The organism is Actinobacillus suis ATCC 33415 (genome assembly GCF_000739435.1).
GTDB classification, from domain to species: Bacteria; Pseudomonadota; Gammaproteobacteria; order Enterobacterales; family Pasteurellaceae; genus Actinobacillus; species Actinobacillus suis.
Genome location: NZ_CP009159.1, coordinates 1,224,446 through 1,246,655 on the forward strand (window position 1 = coordinate 1,224,446; position 22,210 = coordinate 1,246,655).

Annotated in this window: 22 protein-coding genes and 1 tRNA gene; 2 read left to right on the forward strand and 21 right to left on the reverse strand. The window is 41.1% G+C overall.

The annotated features are described in order from the left end of the window. Nucleotides 1–20: 20 nt before the first annotated feature. The 3 genes from rapA to ASU1_RS05575 form a co-directional block, all read right to left on the reverse strand. Nucleotides 21–2,930 (reverse strand): RNA polymerase-associated protein RapA, encoded by a 2,910-nt coding sequence (rapA, locus tag ASU1_RS05565; protein WP_014991813.1) that lies wholly within the window; start codon nucleotides 2,928–2,930, stop codon nucleotides 21–23. Nucleotides 2,931–3,079: 149 nt separating this feature from the next. Continuing rightward, nucleotides 3,080–3,448: a hypothetical protein gene (locus ASU1_RS05570; protein WP_014991814.1), complete on the reverse strand. Its 369-nt coding sequence runs from the start codon at nucleotides 3,446–3,448 to the stop codon at nucleotides 3,080–3,082. A gap of 91 nt (nucleotides 3,449–3,539) precedes the next feature. Beyond that, nucleotides 3,540–4,865, reverse strand: a complete 1,326-nt coding sequence (locus ASU1_RS05575) for an anti-phage deoxyguanosine triphosphatase (protein WP_014991815.1) — start codon at nucleotides 4,863–4,865, stop codon at nucleotides 3,540–3,542. Between the two features lie 57 nt (nucleotides 4,866–4,922). On the opposite strand from ASU1_RS05575, the gene rlmD reads away from it, so the two are divergent. Next, nucleotides 4,923–6,251 carry a 23S rRNA (uracil(1939)-C(5))-methyltransferase RlmD gene (gene rlmD / locus ASU1_RS05580; RefSeq protein ID WP_014991816.1) on the forward strand — a complete coding sequence of 443 codons (1,329 nt, stop codon included), beginning with the start codon at nucleotides 4,923–4,925 and terminating at the stop codon, nucleotides 6,249–6,251. Between the two features lie 230 nt (nucleotides 6,252–6,481). On the opposite strand, the gene ASU1_RS05585 is transcribed toward rlmD, so the two are convergent. The 4 genes from ASU1_RS05585 to ASU1_RS05600 all read right to left on the reverse strand — a co-directional run bounded on the left by ASU1_RS05585 (nucleotide 6,482) and on the right by ASU1_RS05600 (nucleotide 9,282). Beyond that, nucleotides 6,482–6,557: transfer RNA gene (locus ASU1_RS05585), tRNA-Asn, on the reverse strand. A gap of 94 nt (nucleotides 6,558–6,651) precedes the next feature. Further along, a complete protein-coding gene (moeB, locus tag ASU1_RS05590; RefSeq protein WP_039195211.1) occupies nucleotides 6,652–7,398 on the reverse strand; it encodes a molybdopterin-synthase adenylyltransferase MoeB in 747 nt (248 codons plus the stop codon). 9 nt (nucleotides 7,399–7,407) lie between these two features. Beyond that, nucleotides 7,408–8,649, reverse strand: coding sequence for a molybdopterin molybdotransferase MoeA (moeA, locus tag ASU1_RS05595; RefSeq protein ID WP_014991818.1), 1,242 nt, complete (start codon nucleotides 8,647–8,649; stop codon nucleotides 7,408–7,410). A 15-nt stretch (nucleotides 8,650–8,664) separates the two neighbouring features. Beyond that, nucleotides 8,665–9,282 carry a MarC family protein gene (locus tag ASU1_RS05600; protein ID WP_014991819.1) on the reverse strand — a complete coding sequence of 206 codons (618 nt, stop codon included), beginning with the start codon at nucleotides 9,280–9,282 and terminating at the stop codon, nucleotides 8,665–8,667. Nucleotides 9,283–9,341: 59 nt separating this feature from the next. Here ASU1_RS05600 and ASU1_RS05605 point away from each other — a divergent pair, with 59 nt between their 5' ends. Next, nucleotides 9,342–11,258, forward strand: coding sequence for an ABC transporter ATP-binding protein (locus tag ASU1_RS05605; RefSeq protein ID WP_014991820.1), 1,917 nt, complete (start codon nucleotides 9,342–9,344; stop codon nucleotides 11,256–11,258). Nucleotides 11,259–11,457: 199 nt separating this feature from the next. On the opposite strand, the gene ASU1_RS05610 is transcribed toward ASU1_RS05605, so the two are convergent. The 14 genes from ASU1_RS05610 to cydB all read right to left on the reverse strand — a co-directional run bounded on the left by ASU1_RS05610 (nucleotide 11,458) and on the right by cydB (nucleotide 22,209). Then, nucleotides 11,458–12,504 carry a YcjF family protein gene (locus tag ASU1_RS05610; protein ID WP_014991821.1) on the reverse strand — a complete coding sequence of 349 codons (1,047 nt, stop codon included), beginning with the start codon at nucleotides 12,502–12,504 and terminating at the stop codon, nucleotides 11,458–11,460. A 65-nt stretch (nucleotides 12,505–12,569) separates the two neighbouring features. Beyond that, complete coding sequence (locus tag ASU1_RS05615; protein ID WP_014991822.1) at nucleotides 12,570–12,944, reverse strand: GxxExxY protein; 375 nt, start codon at nucleotides 12,942–12,944, stop codon at nucleotides 12,570–12,572. 70 nt (nucleotides 12,945–13,014) lie between these two features. Then, complete coding sequence (dusC, locus tag ASU1_RS05620) at nucleotides 13,015–13,977, reverse strand: tRNA dihydrouridine(16) synthase DusC (RefSeq protein ID WP_014991823.1); 963 nt, start codon at nucleotides 13,975–13,977, stop codon at nucleotides 13,015–13,017. 87 nt (nucleotides 13,978–14,064) lie between these two features. After that, on the reverse strand, nucleotides 14,065–14,694 hold the full coding sequence (locus ASU1_RS05625) for a DUF2238 domain-containing protein (RefSeq protein WP_014991824.1): 630 nt from the start codon (nucleotides 14,692–14,694) through the stop codon (nucleotides 14,065–14,067). Continuing rightward, entirely contained in the window at nucleotides 14,694–15,563 is an 870-nt protein-coding gene (gene djlA, locus ASU1_RS05630) for a co-chaperone DjlA (protein WP_014991825.1), read from the reverse strand. The genes ASU1_RS05625 and djlA overlap by 1 nt, the downstream gene beginning before the upstream one ends. Nucleotides 15,564–15,830: 267 nt before the next feature. Further along, entirely contained in the window at nucleotides 15,831–16,289 is a 459-nt protein-coding gene (gene pal / locus ASU1_RS05635; protein ID WP_005596217.1) for a peptidoglycan-associated lipoprotein Pal, read from the reverse strand. Nucleotides 16,290–16,313: 24 nt separating this feature from the next. Continuing rightward, nucleotides 16,314–17,594, reverse strand: a complete 1,281-nt coding sequence (tolB, locus tag ASU1_RS05640; protein WP_014991826.1) for a Tol-Pal system beta propeller repeat protein TolB — start codon at nucleotides 17,592–17,594, stop codon at nucleotides 16,314–16,316. Nucleotides 17,595–17,611: 17 nt separating this feature from the next. Further along, nucleotides 17,612–18,868: a cell envelope integrity protein TolA gene (gene tolA, locus ASU1_RS05645; RefSeq protein WP_014991827.1), complete on the reverse strand. Its 1,257-nt coding sequence runs from the start codon at nucleotides 18,866–18,868 to the stop codon at nucleotides 17,612–17,614. A gap of 15 nt (nucleotides 18,869–18,883) precedes the next feature. After that, entirely contained in the window at nucleotides 18,884–19,324 is a 441-nt protein-coding gene (gene tolR / locus ASU1_RS05650; protein ID WP_005623624.1) for a colicin uptake protein TolR, read from the reverse strand. A 79-nt stretch (nucleotides 19,325–19,403) separates the two neighbouring features. Further along, nucleotides 19,404–20,084 (reverse strand): protein TolQ, encoded by a 681-nt coding sequence (tolQ, locus tag ASU1_RS05655; protein ID WP_005623626.1) that lies wholly within the window; start codon nucleotides 20,082–20,084, stop codon nucleotides 19,404–19,406. Between the two features lie 35 nt (nucleotides 20,085–20,119). Next, on the reverse strand, nucleotides 20,120–20,509 hold the full coding sequence (gene ybgC, locus ASU1_RS05660) for a tol-pal system-associated acyl-CoA thioesterase (RefSeq protein WP_014991828.1): 390 nt from the start codon (nucleotides 20,507–20,509) through the stop codon (nucleotides 20,120–20,122). A gap of 150 nt (nucleotides 20,510–20,659) precedes the next feature. Then, a complete protein-coding gene (ybgE, locus tag ASU1_RS05665; RefSeq protein ID WP_014991829.1) occupies nucleotides 20,660–20,950 on the reverse strand; it encodes a cyd operon protein YbgE in 291 nt (96 codons plus the stop codon). 11 nt (nucleotides 20,951–20,961) lie between these two features. Then, nucleotides 20,962–21,060 (reverse strand): CydX/CbdX family cytochrome bd oxidase small subunit, encoded by a 99-nt coding sequence (locus tag ASU1_RS11795; protein ID WP_005619000.1) that lies wholly within the window; start codon nucleotides 21,058–21,060, stop codon nucleotides 20,962–20,964. Nucleotides 21,061–21,072: 12 nt separating this feature from the next. Further along, nucleotides 21,073–22,209, reverse strand: a complete 1,137-nt coding sequence (cydB, locus tag ASU1_RS05670; protein ID WP_039195216.1) for a cytochrome d ubiquinol oxidase subunit II — start codon at nucleotides 22,207–22,209, stop codon at nucleotides 21,073–21,075. Nucleotide 22,210 lies beyond the last annotated feature (1 nt).

A 22,210-nucleotide genomic window follows, 5' to 3' on the forward strand; every position in this document is an offset into this window, starting at 1 on the left:
TCTATTCCGTGATAAATACTCTATTCTTTATTACTTACAATGACACGTAAGCTATCTAAACGCCAATTCGCTAATGCAATTTGATTCAGCGATTCGACACGTTGTTTTTCCAATGCTTCAATTTCATCGGCACGGATGTTTTTATTCACCGCTTGTAACGAGGTTAAACGATGTAATTCCGCACTTAAGATACTATCCGCTTCTTGGCTGGCTTTTTCAATCAATTCCGGTAATTTGACTGCGATTTTTTGCTCACTGATACTAATTAATTTCTTAATATCCGCTTGCGCCATCTTCGCAATTTTATTTGCCATTTGTTTATTCACCGGTTTTAACTGCTTCTCAAGCCCTGCAAACGACACCTGAGCCGCCATATCGTTACCTTTGTTATCTAATAGGATACGTACCGGTGTCGGCGGAAGGAAACGCGTTAAATTTAAGCCTTTCGGCGCTTGTGTTTCCACCATATAAATCGCTTCAAGCAATAAGGTACCTGCCGGTAAGTTTTTATTAATCAGTAACGAAATTGCCGATTTACCGATATCGCCGGAAGTAATCAAATCAATACCGTTACGAATCATTGGGTGATCCCAAGTTAAAAACTCAACGTCTTCTCGCATGAGTGCAAGCTGGCGATCAAAGGTGACTGTCGTACCGTCTTCCGCAATCCCCGGGAAGTCCGGTACCAACATATGGCCGGTCGGGCTAATCACGATAGATTGCTCGCCTAAATCTTCCTGCTCTAAGCCGATAACATCAAATAAACTCAAAGCAAAATTGACTAAGTGCGGATTATTATCTTCTTTCGCAATCGCCTCAGCTAACTCTTGTGCCACTTCACCGCCATTTGAATTTAGCTCAAGTAAACGATCTCGACCTTGCTCTAATTCCGCTTTCAGCTGTTGTTGGCGTTTAAAGGTTTTTGCAAGAAATTCGTCAAATCCGACCGCTTGCGGATTCTTCAGGAAGATTTCCAACTCTTCGCCGAATTCACGGAATAATGCGGCGCCCATCGGGCAAGTTTCTTCAAACGCATTTAGACCTTGATGATACCAAGTCGCCAATACCATTTGCATTGAATTTTCAAAGCACGGTACGTGAATCTGAATATCATTTTTCTGACCGATACGGTCTAAACGTCCGATACTTTGTTCCAATAAGTCCGGATTATCCGGTAAATTGAACAACACTAAATTGCTGGCAAATTGGAAGTTACGCCCTTCCGAGCCGATGCTTGAACTAATCAAGACCTGAGCGCCTTCTTCCATTTGTGCGAAATAAGCGGAAGCTCTGTCTCGTTCTACAATCGACATTTTTTCGTGGAACACCGCCGAACGAATCGCTTCACGTTCACGTAAGATTTGTTCCAATGCAATTGCAGTATCGGCTTGCTTACAAATAACTAAGATTTTCTCGTCACGGTGGTTTTTCAGGAAGGTAATCAACCATTCGATACGAGGGTCAAAATCCGCCCATTTTGCCGCTGGATTCATCCGTTGGAATAAACGTTCCGGATAAAGCTGATCATCTTTGGTTACGCCGCCCATCATTCCCATCACTTTTAACGCATTGGTATATTGACTCGGCATTTCCAAGGTAATTTGATGATAAACACGATGTGGGAAACCTTTCACACCTTGGCGAGTATTACGGAATAACACTCGGCTGGTACCATGGCGGTCAATCAGCTCACGAATCAATTCTTGACGCACTTGCAAGCGGTCATTTTCTTTTGATTTTTCGCTATTGATCACTTTAAACATCGGTTCAGTATCTTGCTCACTGAGTAATTCCGCAATGCTATTTTGTTCTTCATTGCTCAACGGTTTGTCATTCAGTAAGCTTGCTACCGCATCCGCCACCGGCTTGTAATCTTTTTGCTCAGCAACAAAGCTGTTGTAATCGTAGAAACGATCCGCATCCAATAATGCTAAACGTGCAAAATGGCTTTCTTGCCCTAATTGCTCAGGCGTTGCAGTGAGAAGCAATACTGCCGGAGTTTGTTTTGATAAACGCTCAACAAATTGATAACCGACGCTCGGCTCGTTTTCCGACCATTCTAAGTGGTGCGCTTCATCCACGATGAGCATATCCCAATTGCTTGCCAATACTTGTTTTGCACGATTAGGAGAGGTTTCTAACCAGTCGATTGAAGCAATCACTAACGCTTCGCTATCAAACGGGTTTTCGCTGACATCATTACCGTCTTCATCCGCTTTATCAAAATCGCTACAACGCTCTTCATCAAATAATGAGAATTTCAAGTTGAAACGACGTAACATTTCAACCAACCACTGATGTTGCAAGCTTTCCGGCACAAGCACTAATACACGTTCTACTCTACCGGAGAAAAGTTGTTGCTGTAAAATCATCCCCGCTTCAATCGTTTTACCTAAACCGACTTCATCCGCTAATAACACACGAGGCGCAACACGCTGTCCGACTTCTTTAGCAATATGTAATTGGTGCGGAATTAAGCTCGCACGAATGCCTCGCATTCCACGTAACGGCGATTGAAATTGAGCTTGTTGGTGCTGTAATGCTCGATAACGTAAAGCAAAACGGTCAGAACGGTCAATTTGTGCTGAAAATAAACGATCTTGCGGCTTGCTGAAGCTTACTTTATGGTCTAACTGCATTTCAGGCAATACCGCTTCTTCACCGGAATCAGCTCGCTTACCTAAATAGATAATAAAACCTTGGTTTTCGACAACCTCTTCAACATCTAACTGCCACCCCTCTACACTATTGATTCGATCACCTTTTTGAAATTGCACACGAGTTAAAGGTGCAACCGAAAGCGCATAAATACGCTCTTCCTCTGCCGCCGGGAATTGAATGGTAACAGTACGATTATCACTTGCTGTTACGATACCTAAGCCTAAATTATTTTCTGATTCGCTAATCCAGCGCTGACCTACTACGAACATTTTGGGGTTATATCTCCTATCTATAAATTCCTATTTATTCTACCAAATTTAGCGACTCAAAGCGGTCTGATTTATAAAGAATTTTGCAAATTTTGGGCATAAAAAAACCGCTTGCAACTAGCAAACGGTTTCTTTAAAAACATACCGGATTAGTTTTTATCTAAGTCTAAATCCGCTTTATATTCAATACGATTACGATTTTTTACTTCAATTTGAATATCTAACTCTTGATCACCACGTTCAAATTTAAGATCCGCATCATCTCTTTCAATTTCAGCCTCTGTTACTCGGAAACCATGACGTTTTGCGTGTGAAATTGCATTTTTAGCAATCACACGCACATCGTTACCACGTAAGCGATATTCCACTTCATATTCACCATTACCTTGGCGATCCGCTTTCACTAATTTACCGTTCGGGCGATAAATCTCACGAGGAATATCTACGGCAAATGCACTTGCAGCGGTAAATAAACCTAATGTGGTTGCTAATAAAGTTGCTTTCGATAACATTTTCATAATTGTCCTTCCGTAATAAAAATAAAAAATGGTAATACTCCATTTTAGCTTCACATGAGACGAACAAATAACCGCTTAGTTCTTCAAACTTTTATAAACTTTGGTAAAGTTTAAATGCTTGCCCATCCGACATGCTGGCTAGATAATCGCAAATCACCCGAGGGCGTTTTGCCACTTCAGCCTGTTGCCAGCGTAAAGCAACATTTTGTGGCAATAAACGCTCCGGATCAGTACTTAACATATCAAACAACGCCATTAAAATACGCTGACCTTTGTATTCCACTCTTTGTGTTTTCACATCACAAATCACATATTGGTAAACAAAGCGTTTTAAAATTTCCAGCACACATTTCATATCATCCGGTAAATACGCATTAAAACGTAATAACGGCTCATCAAAACCCGCCTGCTCTCGCCATTTTACGTTAGTCACAAAATAATTAACCAACGCCCCGATCACATCTTTACGTTCATAACGATGTTGTGAAAATAATTTCTGGCTAAGGGTCGGTAAAATCGTTTGAATCCAACTAGAAGAACATTGTGCTAATTGTTGCTCTGCCTGTTGCCATGATTGTGGCGTGACCATACCACCGGCAATCGCATCTTCCAAATCGTGTACACCGTAGGCAATATCATCGGCAAGTTCCATAATGCTGCAATCCAACGATTTATATTGCGTTTTATGCGGTTCAAGCGGATCTTTACTGAAACTTATCGTACGTAGTAACTTACGATCTTGCTCGCTTAACGGTGCTAACACCCAATCGAAAAAGGTTTGATCATCGCTAAATATGCCCTTACAGGTTTTAAATTGGTGCAGGTTGATATAAGGCGACTCAGCAAATTGCGGGCGTGCTTGCGGTTCGGTTTCTTCAAGCAGTGCCGGATATTTAATAATTCCCAACAAGGTTCTGCGCGTGAGATTCATTCCGTGTTGCGGTGTATAAGGTTCAAGCTGGGTAACGATCCGAAATGACTGAGCATTACCTTCGAAACCGCCATGTGCACGCATTTTATAATTGAGTGCCATTTCGCCGCCGTGCCCAAATGGTGGATGTCCAATATCATGCGCAAAACAAAGCGATTCAATCAAACTGCGAGACGGCAATAAAGCGGTCAAATTTTCAGCTAAAATTGCAAATTTTTGATCGGAAACAACCGCTTGAAAGGCTTGTTTCTCTCGCAATAATTTCGCACGGATACTACTGCCGATCTGCGCCACTTCAAGTGAATGGGTCAAGCGAGTACGATAAAAATCATCTTCACCAACTGCGTGAATCTGCGTTTTAGCTTGCAAGCAACGAAAGGCTTCGGAATGCAAAATTCTCGCGCGATCTCGCTGAAACGGTGAACGGTGGTCTTGTTCTCGTTTTTTATCCGCCAAAAAACGTTCGGTCCAAACATTCGAAATCATCTTTCCCCCTTTTTCATATATAATAACTGACTTTACGAATTTGATTTTACACTAAAAATGGCACTGTTCTACTCTGAAAAAGCTGCAAAACAGCAAGCAAAAAAATCGGCAAAAACGACCGCTTGTCCGCCGATTACCATTCAATCTTTGGACTACCAAGGCTTAGGCGTGGCGAAAATTGCCGGAAAAACGTGGTTTATCGAAAACGCCTTACCTAACGAACAAGTTGAAATCCAAGTATTGGAAGAAAAACGCCAATACGGACGAGCAAAAGCGGTTAAAATTTTAAAACCATCCACCGAACGCCAACAGCCGAGTTGTGCTCTCTACGGCAAATGCGGCGGCTGTCAAATGCAGCATATTCCGCTAGATTTACAGCGAGAAGCCAAACAGCGTGCGCTTTTTCAACGCTTACAAAAACTGCAATCACAGCCGATTGATTTTCAACCGATGATCGTCGGTAACGATAAGGGCTATCGCCGCCGCGCAAAACTGAGTATTGCGTTACAAAATAATCAGTTAGCGATTGGTTTTAGAATGCAAAATTCAAACCAAATCATACCGCTTGAGCAGTGTGAAGTGTTGGCCGAGCCGCTTTCTCAGCTTATCAAACCACTGCAAAGCCTATTTAGCACGTGGCAGAACAAAAAAACACTTGGGCATATAGAACTGGTTCAAGCGGATAATACCATTGCGATGCTGGTGCGTAACGTCGGGCAATTCCATCCGCAAGATAGTCAAAATTTGCAACAGTTTGCTGAACAATATTCACTTTCATTGTTTGTGATGACCGCTGAAAATGATATCGTTCAATTAAGTGGTGAAGCGCCCTACTACCAAATTCATGGTGTAAAACTGGGCTTTTCGATTCGTGATTTCATTCAAGTGAATGGTAACTTAAATGAAAAAATGGTGGATAAAGCATTGGAATGGCTCAATCTTTCCGCACAAGACCGAGTATTGGATTTATTCTGCGGTATGGGCAATTTTACCTTACCCATCGCTCAACAAGCCGGTTTTGTCGTCGGTGTGGAAGGCGTTCAGCCGATGGTTGAACAGGCCAAGCAGAATCAAGCTGCAAGCGGTCTAAAAAACGTAGAATTTTACCAAACCAACCTAGACGAACCTTTTGCAGATAAAGCGTGGGCAAGTGAGCCGTTTAACAAAGTTTTATTAGATCCGGCGCGTAACGGCGCATTTTTCTGCTTGGATCACTTAGCCGCATTGAATCCCGAAACGATCGTTTATGTTTCCTGTAACCCCGCCACATTAGTGCGAGATGCAGAAAAACTGATTCAAACCGGTTATAAACTGCAAAAAGCGGCAATGATCGATATGTTCCCACATACAGGACATTTGGAATCTATTTCGTTATTTACTAAATAATGAACACATCATCACAGCATAAACCGAAATTAGGTTGATTTATACTTAGGATATTCTGTGATGATAATCTTGAAGAAATAGGAATTGTTTTGACAAGATATAGAAAAAAAGAAACCCCGTAGAAAACCTACGGGGCAAATTCTTTTGTTCTAATTCTGGAGGTATGAATCACTGTTTTATAAAAGGAGACAAATAAAACAAGAACAAAAGCAAAACTAAAGGAAATTAGTTGGCTCCTCCTGCGGGACTCGAACCTGCGACATATGGATTAACAGTCCACCGTTCTACCGACTGAACTAAGGAGGAACATTTCGGAAAAAAATAATATCGCTAAACCGTTTTAGCGTCAAACCATATAACCTAACTTGTCAATTCTTTGCAATTCTTGAATTTTAGCGACCTATTCACAACAAATTTCACAATTTTTAAGTTTCGGTAGCTTCATTTCTCTTACCGAAAAATGTAAACCGTCAATCATCAATAATCTTCCGGCTAAACTTTTACCTACGTTCAGCAATAATTTAATCGCTTCCAATGCCTGTAAGCTCCCAACCACACCAACGATCGGCGCAATCACACCAGCTTCCACGCAACTTAAAGTGCCGTCACCAAATAATTGACTTAAACAACTGTAACAAGGCTCATCTTTCGCATAAGTAAATACTGAAATTTGACCTTCAAAGCGAATCGCTGAGCCGGAAACAAGCGGTCGTTTTTGCGCAAAACATTGCAAATTTAACTGATTACGTACCGTCACGTTATCGGTGCAATCCAACACTAAATCCACTCGCTCAATCAACTCGGCAAATTCGGCATCGCTACATTGTTTATTAATCGCCTCAAGCTGAATATGCGGATTGATTTGGTTTAAACGCACTTTTGCCGACTCTACTTTCGGCTGACCGATATTGGCATCCGTATGCAAAATTTGGCGCTGTAAATTGGATAATGATACTTCATCAAAATCCACCAAAATCAAATGCCCGACACCAGCTGAAGCTAGATATTGCGCAGCACTACAACCCAAGCCGCCCAGCCCGACAATCAATACACGGCTGGCTTTTAGCTTTTCTTGTCCATCAAAATCAACACTTTTTAAAATAATTTGACGGTTATAGCGCAACATTTCCTGATCGCTAAGTTCCATATTCACTCACTATCTCAATAAACTGTTAAACGGCTGAATCGTCACTTTTTCACCGGCATTCACATCGCCTCGTTCCGCTTCCAACACAATAAAACAATTGCTTTCATAAAAAGCACTGAAAATATGCGAGCCTTGCGAACCGACCGGACGTACAGCTACTTCACCTTGTTGATTAACATAATAGAAGCCACGTTGGAAATCTTGGCGACCTACCGCTTTTTTCAAATTCGTATCTGCAATAGCGGTTAAATTTTGGGTAAGATTTGCGATACGTTCCGCATTCACACCGGCCAGTTTAGCTAACGCCGGTTGCACCAGTTGGTAAAAGGTGACTAAAGCGGAAACCGGATTACCCGGTAAACCGAAGAACCAAGCGTGTTGCAATTTACCGAAAGCGAATGGCTTGCCCGGTTTCATTGCAATTTTCCAAAAGCCGATTTCGCCCAGTTTTTCTAACACATCTTTGGTGAAATCCGCTTCGCCGACCGACACACCGCCACTGGTAATTAATACGTCCGCTTGCTGCTGCGCTTGATTAAACGTTTGTTCGAACACTACCGGATCGTCCGGTAGAATACCAAAATCTAAAATCTCACAATTGAGTTTTTCTAACATTAAACGCACTGCAAAACGGTTGGTATCATAAATTTTGCCTTGTTCTAGCGGCTGACCGACCGAAGTTAGTTCATCACCGGTGGAAAGAATCGCGACTTTTAAACGGCTAAATACCGGCACTTGCGCAATGCCTAACGAAGCTAATAATGGCAAAGTGGTCACATTTAATAAACTGCCTTTTGCCAACACCAATGCGCCTTGTTTTACATCTTCACCAATTCGGCGAATATTTTGCCCAAGCTTCGGCGTTTTGCAAAATTTCACTAAAATTTGACCGCTTGTAAGTGTCTCTACTTCCGTTTCTTCTTGCATCACAACTACATCACAATCTGCTGGCAGCATCGCACCGGTCATAATACGAATACATTCTCCGGCTTTCACTTCGCCGGTAAACGGATTGCCGGCAAAAGATTTACCGGCAACGGTTAAACGTTCAAATTGAGCGAGATCCGCTAAACGAAACGCGTAGCCGTCCATTGCCGAATTATCGAAACTGGGGACATTAATCGGGGAAAAAATATCTTCTGCTAAAATACGATTCGCACACTCTGCCAGTGTTAATGTTTCTGTTTTTGATGCTGTCGGTAAGCGGTTTAGCATTTCTTGTAATGCTTCCGACAAAGTACGTAATGCCATAAAATCCTCGGTTATTTAACTCACTTGAATAAAGAAATCTCGCACACCGACTAATAAATTATTAATCGCCACTGACGCTAAAATTAAGCCCATGACACGGCTAATGATCGCCGCTCCCGCATTACCAATAAAGTGTTGAATGCGATTTGCCGCCAGTAAAAATAAGTAGGTAATCGCCAATACAGACAGCATAATACCTGCCGTAACCACTTGATCGGTAATACTAAAACGGTGGTTATCGGTAAGTAATACAATTGCCATCATCGCTCCCGGTGAAGCAATAGATGGCACGGCTAAAGGGTAAACCGCCAGCTCACTAATACTGGCTTTTATTTTCATCTCTTGTTCCGGTTTACTCTCACCAAAAATCATTGTTAACGCAAACAGTAATAATACTAAGCCGCCGGCAGCTTGGAATGCCGATAGCGGAATCTGCATTGCTTCCAGCAACATCTGCCCGCCAACTAAGAAAAACATTAAAATACCAGCAGAAATCACCACTGCATTACGTGCAATTTTACGGCGATCTTCGATTGGCAAACCGATCGTTTTCGCCAAATACACTGGAATTGAACCGATAGGGTCAATTACCGCCCACAATACAACAAATTGTACTGCTAATGAATCAAACATAGCTTCCTCTATTTATGTTAGAATAACGGCAAAATTTTAACATAAACCAAGCATTTATAATGATTTTTTTCACCGACCTTATCTTAAAACGCGGACAATCCGTCCTTTTAGAAAACACCTCCGTCACCATTCATACCGGTCAAAAAGTTGGACTGGTCGGTAAAAACGGTTGTGGTAAATCTTCACTTTTCGCTTTAGTGAAAGGCGAATTACAACCGGAAGGCGGCGATGTTTCTCTGCCGAAAAACTGGGCGATTTCTTGGGTAAATCAAGAAACACCGGCATTGGAAATTTCCGCATTGGATTATGTGATCCAAGGCGATCGCGAATATACCGGTTTAATGAGCCAATTAGAAAAAGCCAATCAAGAAAATAACGGCAATCAAATTGCTCTCATTCACACTCAACTGGATACAATTGACGCATGGACAATTCAAGCCCGTGCAGCAACCTTGTTAAACGGTTTAGGCTTCACTAACGAACAACTTTCCTTACCGGTGAAATCGTTCTCAGGTGGCTGGCGTATGCGTTTAAATTTGGCACAAGCGTTGATCTGCCGTTCTGATTTGCTGCTACTTGATGAACCGACTAACCACTTGGATTTAGATGCGGTGATCTGGCTGGAAAAATGGCTGACTAACTACCGTGGTACGCTATTGCTCATTTCCCATGACCGAGATTTTCTCGATCCGATAATTGATCGCGTGATTCATATCGAAAATCAGCAGCTGAATGATTACACCGGTAACTACACCTCGTTTGAAATTCAGCGTGCTACCAAAATCTCGCAACAAAATGCTGCTTATGCACAACAACAGCGAAAAGTTGCTCATTTACAGAGTTTTATCGACCGCTTTAAGGCGAAGGCAACCAAAGCGAAACAGGCACAAAGCCGTATCAAAGCGTTGGAAAAAATGGAACTGATTGCACCGGCTTATGCGGACAGTCCGTTCGAATTTGAATTCCGTCCGCCGCTCGCTTTGCCAAGCCCGTTATTAATGATGGAAAAAGCCAGTGCCGGTTATGCTGATAAAACCATTTTAGAATCGGTTAAACTGAATTTAGTGCCCGGCTCACGTATCGGTTTGCTCGGCCGCAACGGTGCGGGTAAATCCACGCTGATTAAATTACTCGCCGGCGAATTAGCCCCGCAAACCGGACATATTCAATTAGCCAAAGGTGTACAATTAGGTTATTTCGCTCAACATCAAGTGGATACATTACGCTTTGATGAAAGCCCGTTATGGCATTTACAGAAAATTGCTCCGGAATTAACCGAACAAGAAGTACGTAATTATTTAGGCGGCTTTGATTTTAAAGGCGACAAAGTGAAACAAAACGTCGGCTCGTTTTCCGGCGGGGAAAAAGCTCGTTTGGTGTTAGCGCTAATCGTATGGCAACGCCCAAATTTACTGTTGTTGGACGAACCGACCAACCATTTAGATCTGGAAATGCGTCAAGCGCTAACCGATGCGCTCACTTATTATGAGGGCTCGCTGGTAGTGGTATCGCACGATCGTCATTTATTGCGTAGTACCGTGAATGAATTTTATCTGGTGCACGATAAAAAAGTGGAAGAATTTAAAGGCGATCTGGATGATTACCAAAAATGGCTAAACGAACAAAATGCGCTTGAAGCGGCAAAAAATTCAGGAAATTCGACCGCTTGTACGGAAGAAAAAGCGGATAATAGCGCGGCAAATCGTAAGGAACAAAAGCGTTTAGAGGCGGAATTACGCCAACAAACCGCACCGTTACGCAAAAAGATCACCCAGCTAGAGAAAGATCTTGAACAAGCGAGTGAAAAGCTAAATCAGCTCGAAGCACTACTGGCTTCAAGCGAGATCTATGAAGCGGAAAATAAAGTGCAACTTACCGAAACACTCGCGAAGCAAATTGAAGCGAAAAAAGCCGTTGAAGAAATTGAAATGGAATGGCTGGACTGCCAAGAACAGCTTGAGGCATTGCTTAGCTAGTTCTGCTTCCTTGGCGCATTTCTGAGATCCTAGCACGGCAAAGCCTTACTAGCTTAAGCAGAATACAGCCCTGCTAGGGCTGTAAATTCCAAATAACAAGCGGTAAGAATTGCAACTTTTTTTGCAAATCCTACCGCTTGTTTTCTTTTCCGAGTTCTCTATATATGCCGTGCTAATTAAAATATAAGCCGCGGAATATCTATACCTTCTCACTCACTTTTTCTTCTGCTTTCGTAAAAATCGTGTTTTTAACCGAAGTTAATAATTGTTGGCGAATGGCAGAAAGTTTCGGTTTTTCACCCGCTTGGAACGCAACCGGACGGCAAAATTCCATCGCTTTAATGCCTAATCTTGCAGTGAGCAAACCTACACCAATGCCCTGTGCGGCACGCAGTGAAAGTTTAGCGGTTAAATTTTGCGAGAAGAATTCCATACCGACATCGCTCACCACTTCGGTTGCACCAGCAAACACCATATTGGTTAAGACCATTTTGAATAATTTCAAACGGCTGAAATACCCTAATTGCATACCGTAGGTTTTGCTGATTTTATTCACCAATGCAATATTTCGCCACGCTACCATCAACACATCCACCACAGCTAACGGGCTAACCGCCACAATCACCGCATTTTCAGTCGCACTTTTTGAAATCATTTTTTTCACTTGCTTATCAAGCGGTGTGAGCACTGTTTCACTAAATAAGTACAGCACCTCTTTTGCATTATAAGCCTCATTTAATTGGCTTTGCCAACGTTGTTGCGAATGTTGCACACTTGGCACTTTTTTTAAATTCGCCACAACCTCATTGCAAAAATTTACCGCTTTTTCACCGCTTGTCGTTGCAAGTTCTTCTAAAAGTAATTGCTCGCTTACTTGCTGTTGTTGCTGATGATGACGTAAAAAAACTAATTTACGCCATTCACCGATAATCGCAACCACGCCGGTTAAACTGATTAAAGCGAACACAATTGCAAACGCAAAATAAATCCATTGGCGAGCTTGGAAAGTATCAATCAGCCATTGCACACTTTGTGCAATCACGGCAACGCTGAACAGTCCCAACGCAAACAGCACTACTCTTACCCAAAAACGCGACGGCTTCAGGCTTTCTTCAACAATTAATTCCGCCTCAACTTCTTGATATTCCTCTTCAATTTGAATATCGTCCGAAGCCTCAAATTCTTGCTTGGCCACAAATTGCTGTTCTGTTGTGACCTCTTGCTCACTAAATATTTGTTTCTTCATCGTTTTCTCTTTTCAATTAACCACGGAATACACTGAATTCACGGAAATAAAGTTTTCAATAATAACTACATAATTATCCGTTTAATTTCTACTTTAGGAAATGCACCAAAATTAACAAGTAAACCTAACTTCATACCTGTTATTTTTAAATAGTTCATTAATTGAGCTTTATGCTCTTCTTTCAACAAATTAACTGCTTTTAATTCAATAATAATTTGATCAAAACAAATAAAATCTGGTTTATAACTCTGCTTTAATAGCTGATCTTTATACATTAATGCAAGATTGGGTTGTGTTATAAAAGGAATATTTCTAGCTCTAAATTCAAGCTCTAAACATTCTTGATAAACAGATTCTAAAAAACCATTACCCATTTGAAAATACACATCAAATATTGCACTGCGTAAAGCATACGTTTCTTGTTCAAATAATAAGCTCATATATTCTCTCTTTAAAAAATCAATATTACTTATTATTACTTCTGTGTTTTCCGTGGTTAAAACCCTATTGTTAAATCCCTTGATTTACCGCTCGTTCAATATGTGCTTTTAGACCGTCATAGCCGTGCTCCGTTTTGAGTATTTGGAACAAATCTTTGGCTTCCGGATATTCTTTATCCAAATAATGTAGCCATTGCTTAATTCTCGCCACATGATAAAAGCCCGAGTCACGCTCATTTTCCATATTTACATATTGAAACAGTAATTGCAGCACCTCGTGCCATGGCATTTTAGGCTGATTAAATTTCACCACTCGGCTAAGGTTCGGCGTGTTTAATGCACCTCGCCCGATCATTAAACTCGAACAAGCGGTCATATTTTGGCAATTTTTTGCAGATTCAAAATCCCAGATTTCGCCATTGGCAATCACAGGAATCGAAAGACGTTTTTGAATTTCGCCGATTGCCTGCCAATTAATGCGTTCAGCTCGATAGCCGTCTTGTTTGGTACGACCGTGTACGGTTATTTCATTCGCTCCACCTTGTGCCACCGCATCGGCAATCTCAAAACATTGATCTGCCGAATCCCAACCTAAACGCACTTTCACCGAAACGATCTGCTCCTGTGGAACTGCTTCTCGCATTGCTTTGGTTGCTCGATAAATCAAATCCGGATCTTTTAGCAATGATGCGCCACCATTACTGCCGTTTACCGTTTTAGACGGACAACCGCAATTCAAATCCACTCCATGCGAGCCCAATTCAATCGCCAACTGGGCATTTTCTGCCAACCATTGCGGATGTTGTCCTAATAACTGCACTCGCACAGGCGTACCTGAATCGGTTAAACCGCCCTGCAACAATTCAGGCGCAAGACGATAAAATGCTTTCTTCGGCAATTTTTGATCCACCACTCGCACAAATTCTGAAATACATAGATCGTAATCATTTACTGCCGTCAGTAATTTGCGAACAAAAGGATCTAATACGCCTTGCATCGGCGCTAAAATAACTTTAGGTATCGTATTCATCATTCAATTTTTTTGCTTATTCGATTCAAAAAGAAAGCGGTCAATTTTTGCAAAATTTTTACCAAAAATGACCGCTTGAAATGGTTAATGCTATTCGTAAAAATGGGAGCGAATCCGCAAGTCCGGACGGGCAATCAGATAAATAATAAGCGCAGTAATTGCCCCCAAAGTATCCGCCAACATATCTTTTTGTGCATCCCAAATATCGCCTTGCGAGCCTAAAAATTCAATACCTGCATTACCACCTTCTATCACTGCATATTGCCATTCGATAATTTCATAACTTGCGGCTACTGCCATAATAAAAAATAGCGAAAAGAAGGTTGCAACACCTAATCCACATTTACGGCGGCGTAATAACCATTCTGCCATCGGGAAACTATAAAAACCGATAATGTAATGTGCCACTCTATCAAAATGGTTACGATCTTCGCCTAAAATAGGGCTAAGAAACTGATTCGCCCACTCAAAAGGCACATTGGCAAAGGTATATTTGGCACCGATTAAATGCATAATCATCCATAAGGACATTAAGATATAAGCCAAACCGCTAAATTGAAATTTAGGGTATGTAAAAATCAATAGCCCAAATACCACAAAAATTGGCATCACTTCCGCATACCAGACAGCCCGATCTGACGGAGTGATCCCCGACCATATCGCAATTGCGGTAATCATAATCGCTAAAAACAGCGGAATAATATGTGAGCGCTGTTCCATTATTTCCATCCTTTTACTTTACAGATTAAATCGTAAGCCGCTTGAATTTGCTGTGCTTTCTCTTTCGCTAATTCCATCATCTCATCCGGTAAACCTTTTGCCGCCAGCTTATCCGGATGATGTTCGTTCATCAATTTACGGTAGGCACGTTTTACGGCGGTTTGGTCGTCATTTGCGGTCACGCCTAAAACTTTATAAGCGGCATCAATGCTCGGTGCATTACTATTAGCTTGATGATAACCATTATATCTGCCTTGCGATTGCTGATAAGCGCCACCTTGCTGATATTGCTCTTGATAAAAGCCACCGTTTCTAAATTGCTGTGCAGCCATAACCATCGCAATCATACGTTCAAATTGGAAACGGCTCATCCCCATAGTTTCGGCAATCGTAAATAAAATTTGCTGTTCATTCGCATCTAATTGCCCATCGTGTAAAGCGGCCTGCATCTGGACTTCCACAAAAAAGCGCAATAAATCGGCACGCTGACCACAAGCTTCTCTGAATTCCTGAATCACCTGACGTAACGGAAAATCAGCCTCTTTACCTAACGTAAATGCTTGTTGTGCAAGTTGTTGGGCATTAGCATCTAATTTCAGACGGCTCATTAACTGACGCGCCAAATGAATGTCATCTTCCGTTACACGTCCCTTTGCTTTCGCAATATGTCCTAATACCGCAAATGTCGTCTGAGTGAAAAGCGATTGACGCGTAAGATTTTTACCAAAAACACTTGAACGAACTGAACCTAATTCATACAACTTTTTATCCGCAAGATGACCGATAAAAGCCCCTAATAGCCCCCCAAAAAAGCTATGAAAGATTTGGTAACCTAAGAAGAATCCAATAATTTTTCCGATAAATTGCATTTGTTGTCCTTGTTTAATTCCCAGACGAATATCGTTAAACGATTATTTTAGCTTAAAATACTTAAAATAGAATTAATTATCTTTAAAGTAAGATAATCATTATGGGGGTAAAATCTGAAAAACAAAGAGGAAGGCGTTAAATAAGATACAAAAAATGATTTTACTTTTGTAAAAAGGAAAGGAAATTTAACCGCTTATGGTGTTATAACGAAATAAAGCCCTGAAAAATCAGGGCTTTATTTTTGTCTTTAGTAATTAGGCTACAAATTAGTATTCTAATACTGCACGACGGTTTTTAGCGTAGTCAGCTTCAGTGTGACCTAACACAGCTGGTTTTTCTTCACCGTAAGAAACAGTTGAAACTTGGTTAGCACCTTTAGTTGCTAAGTAGTTTTTAACTGCGTCTGCACGACGTTGACCTAACGCGATGTTGTACTCTGGAGTACCACGTTCGTCAGCGTGACCAGCAACTGTTACTTTACCGTTTGCTGATGTTAAGTATGCAGCGTGTGCATCTAAAAGTTGTTGGTACTCACCTTCAACTGCATAGCTGTCGAAACCGAAGTATACAGTGTTGTAACGAGTTTGTAAGTCTTCAGCAGTCATACCGCCGAATTGACCTGCGTTTGCGTTAGCATTTGCGTTAGCGTTGTCTGATGAGCTGCTGCAAGCTGCTAATACGAATGCTGGTGCCGCAATCATCAATACTTTAGCTAGTTTTTTCATTTGTTGCTCCTAAAAAGAATTTTATTATTTAGTCAAATACGGTGACCAAGCAGGAAACTTAAATTGTCCACCTGCTCCCGGCAAGTTAGCTTTGAAACGGCCATCTGCGGACACCAATTGTAGCACTTTGCTCGTACCTTTGGTAGAGCTATAAATAACCATAATACCATTTGGCGAAATGCTTGGACTCTCGTCTAAGAAAGTTGAACTCAATACTTCCGTGCCACCCGAAGCGAGATCGCGTTTCACAACCTTATCACCAGCAATCATGATTAAATTCTTACCATCAGATGAAACTTTAGCATTATAGCTACCGCTTCCCCCCATTGGGCTTGCGCCACCACCTGATGAACTCATTCTATACACTTGTGGAGAACCTGCTCGGTCTGAAGTGAAGTAAATCGTACTTCCATCCGGAGACCAACTTGGTTCTGTATTATTACCTGCATTTGCAGTTAATTTTGATGGTTTACCACCATTTGCACCAACAACATAAATATCTAACTCACCATCTTGATTCGATGCGAATGCAATACGAGAACCATCCGGCGAGAACGCTGGTGCACCGTTGTGTCCACGTAATGCCGCTACGATACGGCGAGAACCTGAACGTAGGTCATGCACAACAACTTGTGCTTTTTTGTTTTCAAATGTCACATAAGCTAAACGACTACCGTCTGGAGACCATTCGGGTGACATTAACGGCTCTCTACTTTTTACAACGGTAAAGGCATTATAACCGTCATAGTCTGAAACACGTAATTCATAAGATGATACGCCACGTTGCACGACATAAGCAATTTTTGTTCTGAAAGCACCGCGAATTTGCGTAATTTTTTCAAACACTTGGTCACTTACCGTATGCGCACCTTGGCGAATTTGTGCTGCAGGTACATTAAATGAACCCTGAGCTAATACTGCCGCAGGATTACTTAACGTATCAACTAACTGATAAGCAACATTATAGCCACTACCTGTTGGGGTCACTTGTCCTACAACTACAGAATCTACACCGATATCGGTCCATTGTTGTGAATCTACTTCTGCTACCGAGCCTGGCTGAGCCGGTAATCTAGAACGTTCTACCGGCGTAAACTTACCACTATTACGTAAGTCGTCTGCAATAATTTGTCCGACATCCGCCGGTACAGCACCATTTGCCTTAAACGGAACAACCGCAATAGGTTGTGCCATACTTACACCTTCATCAACAGAAATCACAACATCTGATTCAGCTGTTACTACATTGCTGAAAAAGAGAGCGATGACGCTGATAACACTCGTTAAACGAGATTTTAATTTCATTGTTAACCTCTTGGTTGTTATAAAACTCTTAAACCAAATTTAATAATTGGAGATTTATATTTCTTATAAGTCTCTTCATTTGGTGCTCTCGGAACATTTCTTGCCGAGGTAATTGCCGCTACTGCCGCTCGACAAATATCATCCGGGCCGGATAATACTTGATGGCTTGTAATATTACCTGCTGGATCAATCGAAATTTTCACTTGGCATTCACGCCCGCTAAAACTTGGATCTACTCGGTAAGTACGAGCTAATTTTTTCTTAATTAGCTGAGCATAACCGGTATCCGCTACACCTCTTCCGTCACCAATACCTTTCGAATTGCCATTACCTTGTGAGCCCGCAGTATTTTTATTACCGCCTTTGCTCGAACCGCCACCAATATCTCCACCACTTAAGAAATCATCAAGGGCTTTATTATTCTTGGCTTGAGCAGCCTTGGCTGCCGCATCTGCTTTGGCTTTTGCTTCCACAGCGGCTTTCGCTTTAGCCTCTTTATCAGCTTTAGCCTTAGCTTCTTTTTCCGCTTTTAACTTAGCTTCTTTTTCGGCTTTTTCTTTCGCTTCTTTCTCTGCTTTAGCTTTGGCTTCTTTTTCAGCTTTTAGTTTCGCTTCTTTTTCAGCTTTTTCTTTCGCTTCTTTCTCAGCCTTTAATTTTGCTTCTTTTTCAGCCTGTTTCTGCTCTTCAAGTTTTTTCAGCTGTTCCGCTTTTTTCTGTGCTTCTTTTGCCTTCTTCTCTTCCTCAGCTGCTTTCGCTGCTGCTTCTAAGTTTCTAGCTTCCGCTTCAGCTTTTAAACGAGCTGCCTCTGCTGCTTTTTTGCGTGTTGCCTCTTCAGCTTGCTCTTTTTTAAGCTGCTCTTGTTTTGCAATTTCTTGCTGACGTTGCTGCTCAGCTTTTTGGCGTTGCTCTTCTTGTTTTTTCTGTTCTTCAATCATTGCAACGCGTTGCTGTTCTTTGGCTTGTTCTTCAGCAACCTCTTGAGGTGTCGGTTCTTCCTCTACTACTTCTTCAGGCTTTGGTTTTTCTTGCTCCGCCACCTTCGGCTGTGCATTGCCTTTTTTGTCTGATTTTAAACGCCCGTACTCGGCAGCGACCTGCCCAGTATCAACCATTACCGCCTCAAACTCTTCACCCGTACCACCGCTACCGCCAGCTGCTTCTTCCAGCGTGGTCTTGGTAAAAAATGAACCGAGTAGAAGCAATCCAATCAACAATGCATGTAATAGGACTGAAACTATAACCGCCAGTTCTAGTCTGTCGTCTTTAGATTTCACACGTTATCCTTATTACTATTTGCCTTGGGTCATTAACCCAGCATTTTTAATACCTGCATCTTTTAAAAGAACAATCCCTTTAATAACTTCTTCGTAAGGAATATTTTTTTCTGCTGCAACAAGGAAAAGCGTATTCGGATCTTTTTGGAATGCTTCTCCCGCATACGCAACAACTTCTTGCTCGCCTAGTTCTTCTAGCCCATTGCTCCCTTGTACAAAGTTTCCGTCAATTTTTAATTTATATAAACCAACATCCGCAACTTGTAAAATGACCGGAGTTTTATCTTCATTAGATACCGACTGACTATGTTTATCTTCTGGTAAATTAACCTCAACGCTTTGACTGATTACCGGTGCGGTTGCCATGAAGATAAGTAATAGTACAAGCAATACGTCCAAAAATGGTACGATATTGATTTCAGATTTAATGTCATTACGTTTACGACGGTAAGACATATTTTCCTCTTATACATTAGTGAATAAAAGATCCGACCGAGATTAAGCGGTCAGATCCCGTGAGTTTTTTACTACGCTCTTATTTTTTAGAAAACGCTTGGCGATGTAAAATGGTTGTAAATTCATCAATAAAGTTAGCGTAATCTTGTTCTAATTTATTTACACGTAAACTTAAACGATTGTATGCCATTACCGCCGGAATTGCTGCAAATAAGCCAATAGCTGTTGCAATAAGTGCTTCTGCGATACCCGGAGCAACTGATTGTAAGGTTGCTTGTTTCACTGCACTTAAGCCCATAAATGAGTGCATAATCCCCCATACCGTACCAAATAAACCGATATAAGGACTAATTGAACCTACCGTGCCTAAAAATGGAATGTAACTTTCTAGATTCTCAATTTCACGGTTTAGCGCTAAATTCATTGCACGGCTAGAGCCTTTCATAGTAGCTTCTGGCGCATCCGCATTTACTTGCTGTAAACGCATATACTCTTTAAAACCAGCATAGAAAATTTGCTCTGAACCGCTTAAACCGTCACGACGATTTTCTAAACCTTCATGTAAGCGGTGTAAATCTTCACCTGACCAGAATTTATTTTCAAACGCTAACGCATCTTTCTTTGCTGCCGTTAAAACGCGACTACGTTGAATAATGACAGCCCAAGATAAAATTGAAAATGTAATTAAGATTAAAATAACAATCTTAACCACAATACTTGCCTGCATAAACAGCGAAACAAGGTTAAAATCAGTTTCCATTTAAGAGAACTCCGAATAAGTAATTTGTTTAAAAATTAGACCGCTTGTAGTGCCTGACGTATATCATCAGGAATCGCCACAGGCTTCATTTTGGTTAAATCAACACTTGCAACGGTGACTTTTGCTTCACTTAAACAAATATCATCACGCCATAACTGTTGCTGAAATACAATCGTTGCTTTTTTTAACTCAGTCACGACTGTTTCGACTCTGAGTAAATCATCTAAACGAGCAGGAATTTTATAATCAATTTCTAATTTTTTTACGACAAAAGCAAATGAGCCGGCCAATAATTTTTGCTGAGAGAAACCTACTTGACGTAAATACTCCGTACGTGCACGCTCAAAAAAACAGATGTAATTTGCATGGTAAACCACGCCTCCGGCATCCGTATCTTCATAATAAACTCTAATCGGGAAATTCATTTGTATTCCAATATTCGTCAAAATGAAAAACGCCCAAAAATTAGGCGCAAATTGCGTGCTATTTTAGAGAGAGAAAAATGGTTGTGCAATAGGGAAATGAAAATATTTTTTTATAAAAAAATTAATAAAAAAGCGTAAGAAATCTTACGCCTATCTTAATGAAATTAAATAACTCAGAGAACCGATCACAATGATATAGCCTAGTATAGGTAAAAAGGTTAAACGCCAGATCGCACTCTCAATTTCAAAACCGATTCCATGAATCCATAAAATCGCCATACCATAGAAGGCTAAAATTGCTAAATAAGGAATATGTCCGCCAAAATGCTGAGCAAATAGATTCGCATTCAGCAATATCATTGCAAATAGTACACCTGCAAGAATAAAAGAAAGGGCCTTTAGCCAGCCCTTTCTTGTTAAATTATAGAGCGAATGAATCATTCACTATAATCCTATTCGTCAAATTTGCCTGTTTTCTCAATGCTAACAGTAATTACCGTTGCAAAAAGAATCGCAAGTAAAACGCCTAATACCCAAGTTACATAAAACATCTGTTTATCTCCTTAGTATGCACTTGCTTTGTTATCTTCTAAGTATTTAGCATCTAAGCGACCATACATCTTGATGTATGACCAAATAGTATAAGCTAATACTAAAGGCACAAAGATACACGCAACAACTAACATTACTGTTAATGTATATTGGCTTGCTGTTGAATCCCAAACCGTTAAACTCATTTCTGGATGAGAAATTGACGGCATAATGAATGGGAACATAGATACAGCTGCAGTAACAATAACCCCAACGAGCATAATTGATGATGAGAAGAATGCTAAGCCTGAACGATTCACTTTAGAAGCAAAAATCGTTAACAATGCACCTAATACCGCTAATGCAGGAACGACCCATAATACCGGCATCTCAGCAAAATTTCTGAACCATGCCGCACTTTCAACCGCAACAGTTTTATTAGTTAAGAATGATTGTGCATTGTGGTCTAAATCGCTTGTGATTACAAAACCGTCTTTAAACGATAACCAAACACCCGCTAATACAAACGCAACTAATACGATTGCCGCAGTAACTTGAGCGGTTGCTCTCGCACGGTTACGTAAATCACCTGTTGTTTTCATTTGTAACCATGTCGCACCTTGCGTGGTTAACATCATTAAGCTTACTACGCCACATAATAATGCGAACGGATTTAATAAGCCGAAGAATGAACCTGTATATACCACTTGGTTGAGGTTATTAAATTCGAATGGTACGCCTTGTAATAAGTTACCAAACGCTACACCGAAAATTAATGACGGTACAAAACCACCGACAAATAAACCCCAGTCCCAAGCATTACGCCATTTCGGGCTATCTACTTTAGCACGATATTCAAAACCTACCGGACGGAAAAATAACGCCGCTAGCACTAGAATCATCGCTAAATAGAAACCAGAGAATGATGTTGCATAAACGGTAGGCCATGCCGCAAAGATCGCACCACCTGCTGTTAATAACCATACTTGGTTACCGTCCCAGTGAGGAGCAATGGTATTAATCATCACTCGGCGCTCAACATTGCTTTTACCAATCACAGGTAATAATGTTAATACGCCCATATCAAAACCGTCTGTAATCGCAAAGCCGATTAGCAATACGACAATCAGAATCCACCAAATAAAGCGGAGAATTTCATAATCGATCATT